This window comes from Kitasatospora sp. NPDC001683 (genome assembly GCF_053596495.1).
In genome coordinates this window covers 1-5,531 of record NZ_JBSFGK010000190.1, presented here as the reverse complement: position 1 = coordinate 5,531, position 5,531 = coordinate 1, and the positions used below count along the sequence as shown (strand labels likewise).

Here is a 5,531-nt window from a genome sequence, read left to right as displayed (position 1 = left end):
GGCCGGGGGCGGGGGGGGGCGGGGCCCCCCGCCCTGGGCGGCCGGGTCCGCGTCGGCCGGTGCGGCGGGCGCGCGGGCCCCCGGCGGTGGCGGCCCCGCCCCCCCCCGACCGGGTGTGCGTCCGAGGTCACTTGACCGGCTCGAGGACGGCCCGCCCGCCGAGGTAGGGGCGCAGCGCCTCGGGCACGACGACCGAGCCGTCGGCCTGCTGGTGGTTCTCCAGGATCGCCACGATGGTGCGCGGGACGGCGACCAGGGTGCCGTTCAGGGTGGCGAGCGGGCGGGTCTTGCCCTCCTCGCGCATCCGGATCGACAGCCGGCGGGCCTGGTACTCGGTGGTGTTGGAGGTCGAGGTGACCTCGCGGTACTTGCCCTGGGTGGGGATCCAGGCCTCGATGTCGAACTTGCGCGCGGCCGAGGAGCCGAGGTCGCCGGAGGCGACGTCGATCACCCGGTACGGCAGCTCCAGCGCGTTGAGGAAGTCCTTCTCCCACTGGAGCAGGCGGCGGTGCTCGTTCTCCGCGTCCTCGGGCCTGGTGAAGACGAACATCTCCACCTTCTCGAACTGGTGGACGCGGATGATGCCGCGGGTGTCCTTGCCGTAGGTGCCGGCCTCGCGGCGGAAGCAGGACGAGTAGCCGGCGTAGCGCAGCGGCAGCTTGTCGGCCTCGATGATCTCGTCCATGTGGTACGCCGCGAGCGGGACCTCGCTGGTGCCGACCAGGTACCGGTCCTCCTCGGGGAGGTGGTACACGTTCTCGGCGGCCTGGCCGAGGAAGCCGGTGCCGTCCATGGCGGCCGGGCGGACCAGGGCCGGGGTGATCATCGGGATGAAGCCGGCCGCGGTGGCCTGGGCGATCGCCATGTTGACCAGGGCGAGCTCCAGCAGCGCGCCGGGACCGGTCAGGTAGTAGGAGCGGGCACCGGCGACCTTGGCGCCGCGCTCGGTGTCGATCGCGCCCAGCAGCTGGCCGAGCTCGACGTGGTCGCGGGGCTCGAAGCCCTCGGCGGCGAAGTCGCGCGGGGTGCCGATCTCCTCCAGGGTGACGAAGTCCTCCTCGCCGCCGACCGGGGCGGCCGGGTCGATGAGGTTCGCCAGGGAGCGGAGCAGGCGGTCCGCCTCCTCCTTGGCCGCGCTGTGCTCGGCGTCCGCGGCCTTGACCTCGGCGGCCAGGTCCTTGGTGCGCTGCAGCAGGGCGGTCTTCTCCTCGCCCTTGGCCTGGGCGACCTGCTTGCCGAGCACCCGCTGCTCGTTGCGCAGTTCGTCGAAGCGGCTGCCCGAGGACCGGCGCCGCTCGTCGGCGGAGAGGAGGGCGTCGACCACGTCGACGTCCTCGCCACGGACGCGCTGCGAGGCGCGCACTCGGTCAGGGTCCTCACGGAGCAGGCGAAGGTCAATCACAGGGCCAAGCGTACCGGGCGGGCGTTCCTCCACCGGTACCGGTTTTCCCCTGGGGATAACTCACCGAATCCTGTGGATAACTCCTGTGGGGAACGCGCCGCACCCGGACCGGGGGCGGGTTATCCACAGGCGTGGGGCCGGGGCTGTGGATGGTGGAGGAGGATCGGCGTCCGCTGACCGAAACCAGGGAATTGAGGCTTCAAACCTCAATGAACCTTCTCGGGCGAGGGAATTGAACCACTCGCACAGGTGATTTGCAGGCAAGCGGGTGACTCTGGTCCGATTAGTCATCTCTGTGACGCAAACCGATGATCCGACCAGTTCTGTGCAATGGCTATACCGGTTTGTCGACTCATCCCCAGGCCTGTGGATAACTTCCGGCTGTGGACAGCGAGTGGACGACGGGGAAGCCTGTGGACAGCGGCTCCCGGAGTCGGGCGTTCCTGTGGATGACGGTGCGGTCACCCGCCGCACCTGATCGGCCCGGTCGATAACGGTCGGAAAAGGTCAGAAAGACGGGAGAAGGCGCTCAGATGTCCCCGCGCCCGTCGAGCGCCCGGGAGAGCCAGTCCGCCGCCGCCGCGAAATCCTCGTCCGAGGTCCCCGGCCGCCGGTGCTTGGAGGCCTGCCGGTCGGCGCGCGGATAGGAACCGAGGAACCGCACCTGCGGGCAGATCCGCTTGAGGCCCATCATCGCCTCGGCCACCCGCCGCTCGGACAGGTGCCCCTCGCAGTCGATCAGGAAGCAGTAGCTGCCCAGCCCCTCCCCGGTCGGCCGGGACTCGATCCGCACCAGGTTCACCCCGCGCACCGCGAACTCCTGCAGCAGCTCCAGCAGCGCACCCGGGTGGTCGTCCGGCAGCCAGACCACCATCGAGGTCTTGTCCGCCCCGGTCGGCGAGGAGACCCGCCCCGGACGGCCGACCAGCACGAACCGGGTGGTCGCGCCCTGCGCGTCCGCGATCTCCTTGACCAGCGGGTCCAGCCCGTAGATCGGCGCCGCGAACTCGCCCGCGAACGCCCCGTCGTACCGGCCCTCGGCGACCAGCCGGGCGCCGTCCGCGTTGGAGGCGGCCGACTCCCAGGTGGCGTCCGGCAGGTTGGCCGCCAGCCACTTGCGCACCTGCGGCTGGGCCACCGGGTGGCTGGTCACCGTCTTCACCCCGGACAGCTCGGTGCCCGGCCGCACCAGCAGCGCGAAGGTGATCGGCAGCAGCACCTCGCGGTAGATCATCAGCGGCGCGCCGGCGGCCAGTTCGTCGTTGGTCGCGGTGACCGCGCCCTCGACCGAGTTCTCGATCGGCACGAACGCCCCGGCGGCCTCCCCGCCGCGCACCGCGTCCAACGCCAGCGCCACCGAGGACAGCGGCACCAGCTCCCGGGTCGCCGCCTCGGGCAGCGTGTGCAGCGCCGCCTCGGTGAAGGTGCCGGCCGGGCCGAGGTAGGTGTAGCGGGTGGCCGACATGACGCCTCCGTTGCGAATGGGGTGCTGCCTGGGCGGGTGGTGCCGAAGCAGTCACCATAACGATTCCGCGGTCCCGGCAGGAAAGCGTTCCAGTGGCCGGGACCGCAGTTCCCCGAACTGAGGGCCTGGCTCCCGGGTCCTTGCCGGGTCCGACGAAACCCAGGAGCCAGGCCCTACTCCTCCAGCAGCTGCTGACCGAGGTACCCTCCGGCCGGCGCCCCCGGCGGGACGGCGTACAGCCCGCTCGCCTCGTGCCGCAGGAACCGGGACAGCCCGTCGCCCCGGGAGAGCTTGCGCTGCACCGGGGTGAAGCCCTTGCGCGGGTCGGCCTGGAAGGCGAGGAACAGCAGCCCGGCGTCCGGCGAGCCGTCCGGCAGCGCCCCGTCGTGGTACGAGAAGCCGCGCCGCAGCATCGCCGCCCCGCCGTTGCCGGCCGGGGCGGCGACCCGGATGTGGGCGTCGGAGGGGATCGCCGGCCCGCCGTCCGGGCCCTGCACGGAGAGGTCCGCCGCGGTGCCCTCGCCCGACCCGGCCGGCGCGCTCAGCGGCGAGCCGTCCGACTTGCGCCGCCCGATCACCCGCTCCTGGCGCTCCACCGGCAGCTCCTCCCAGTGGTCCAGCAGCATCCGGATCCGCCGGAACACCAGGTACGAGCCCCCGGCCAGCCAGGCCGGCTGGTCCCCGCCGGGGGTGCAGAACACCTTGGCGGCGAAGCCGTCCTGACCCGGCTTCGGGTTGTTGGTGCCGTCGATCTGGCCCATCAGGTTGCGTCCGGTCATCGGTCGCGCGGTCGCGCCCGGGGTCCGGGCGAAGCCGGCCGACTGCCAGCGCAGCGCCGCCGTGCCGGCCGCCAGCTTCTGCAGCGTCCGCAGGGCGTGCGCCACCACCAGCGCGTCGTCGGCGCCGATCTGGACGAACAGGTCGCCCTCGCCGCGCGCCGGGTCGAGCGCCTCGCCGGGGAAGGCGGGCAGCGGTTCGAGGGCCGCCGGGCGGCGGTCGGCCAGCCCGGCCTTGTCGAACAGCGCGGCGCCGAAGCCGAGCGTGACGGTGAGCGAGCAGGGCCCGGCGTCCAGCGCGACCTGGTTGTCGAACTCCTCGGCCGGCTCCCCGGCGGTCAGCCGGTCCACCGCCTTGGTCCAGCGCTGCAGCAGGGTGCGCAGCCCGTCCCGGCCGGCCCCGTCGGCCAGGTCGAAGGCGGCCAGCCGGACGCCGGCCTGCTGGGGTTCGAGGATCCCGGCCTGGTGCTCGCCGCGGAACGGCACCCGGCCGGTGCCGAGCGCGCCGCCGCCGCCCGTCGCCGAGCCCTCGGCCGGGCGCTCGTAGGCGACCGCCCCGGCCACCCCCGCTCCGGCGCCGACCAGCAGCCCGGCTCCGGCCGTGCCGAGCAGCGCCCGCCGGGTGAAGCCCGCCGGGCCCTTCTTCTCGTCGTGCACCGCGCTCACCCGATCTTGAACTGCTGGGTCGGGGTGGTCTGGTCGATGTCGGAGGAGCGGATCTGCACCGAGACCACCCAGCTGCCGGCCAGCGGCAGCTGCGCGGTGCCGCCCCAGCGGCCGGTGCCCTCCGGGGTGAGCGCGACCGGCAGCGGGCCCAGGTCGCGGTCCGGCAGGGTGAAGGCGAGCTGCACCTCGGGGACGTCCACCGGCTTGCCGTCCGCGTCGTCCAGCGCGAGCTTGACCTCGTTCGGGCCGCTCCTGGCCGGGTTGAGGGTGACGGTCGCGGTGCCCTTGGCGTTCGGCGTCCGGCCCTTGGTGTCGTACGGCAGCTTGAGCTCCACCGTGCGGCCCGGCTCGGTCTGCGGGGCCGGTGCGGCGGTGCCCGCCGTGGCCCCGCCCGTCTGGACCTCGCTCGCCACCCGCCCGGGCGGGGAGTTGGTGAGCATCGTGGTGACCACCAGCACCGCCACCGCGACCAGCGCCTCGACCAGCACCGAGCGGCGCAGCCCGGCCCGGGTCGGGGTCAGCCCGCGCTCGCGCCCGGCGCTCGCCACGGCCGCCCGCTGACGGTCCAGCTGCGCCTGCCGGACCGGGTCCTCGCTGCGCGCCGCGGCGCCGACCGGCTCGGGCACCTCGGCCCGCTCGACCTCGGCCGCCTCGGCGGGGGCCGAGCGCAGCCGGGCCAGCCAGCTGCGGGACATCCAGGCGACGCCCAGCATCACGACCACGCAGCCGGTCTTCACCAGCAGCAGCTTCCCGTACTCGGTGCCGGTCAGTGCGCCCCAGCTGCCCAGACCCCGCCAGGACTGGTAGATCCCGGTGGCGGCCAGCACGGCCACCGAACCGAAGGCGATCTTGGAGAAACGGTCCACCACCTCGGCGCCGACGCCCTCGCGCAGCGCGACCGACAACGCGGCCAGGCCGCCCAGCCAGAGCGCCATCGCGATCAGGTGCAGGATGCCGAACGGCAGCGCCAGCCCGACCTGGATGCCCACCGAGGCGTGGTCGGCGCCCACCCAGGTCGCCGAGAACGCCACCGCCAGCACCAGCCCGGCCACGCCCAGGCCGAGCCGGGCCTCACGCTGCGGCCGCTCGGCGGCCCGCTGCTCCAGCTCGCGCAGCTCGGCGGCCTCGGCGGCGTCGGCCCCGTCGGCTCCGGCCGCGGCGGTTTCCGCCTCGCCGGGCCCCCCCGTGGGGCCCGCGGCGGCGGGGGGCGGGGGGCGCGCCC

Annotated in this window: 4 protein-coding genes; all 4 read right to left on the bottom strand. The window is 74.1% G+C overall.

The features are described from left to right. Positions 1-127: 127 nt before the first annotated feature. Positions 128-1,402 (bottom strand): serine--tRNA ligase, encoded by a 1,275-nt coding sequence (serS, locus tag ACWCYO_RS40090; RefSeq protein WP_270145442.1) that lies wholly within the window; start codon positions 1,400-1,402, stop codon positions 128-130. Between the two features lie 529 nt (positions 1,403-1,931). After that, positions 1,932-2,867: a prephenate dehydratase gene (gene pheA, locus ACWCYO_RS40085; protein ID WP_270145440.1), complete on the bottom strand. Its 936-nt coding sequence runs from the start codon at positions 2,865-2,867 to the stop codon at positions 1,932-1,934. 173 nt (positions 2,868-3,040) lie between these two features. After that, a complete protein-coding gene (gene efeB / locus ACWCYO_RS40080; protein WP_449786988.1) occupies positions 3,041-4,309 on the bottom strand; it encodes an iron uptake transporter deferrochelatase/peroxidase subunit in 1,269 nt (422 codons plus the stop codon). Next, positions 4,306-5,531 (bottom strand): FixH family protein (locus ACWCYO_RS40075; protein WP_449786987.1); only part of this gene is annotated, 1,226 nt, incomplete at its 5' end. The genes efeB and ACWCYO_RS40075, both read right to left, overlap by 4 nt.

Bases quoted from the DNA above. Each gene is read 5' to 3' on its own strand.
- pheA (WP_270145440.1), bottom strand. From the start codon at position 2,867: ATGTCGGCCACCCGCTACACCTACCTCGGCCCGGCCGGCACCTTCACC.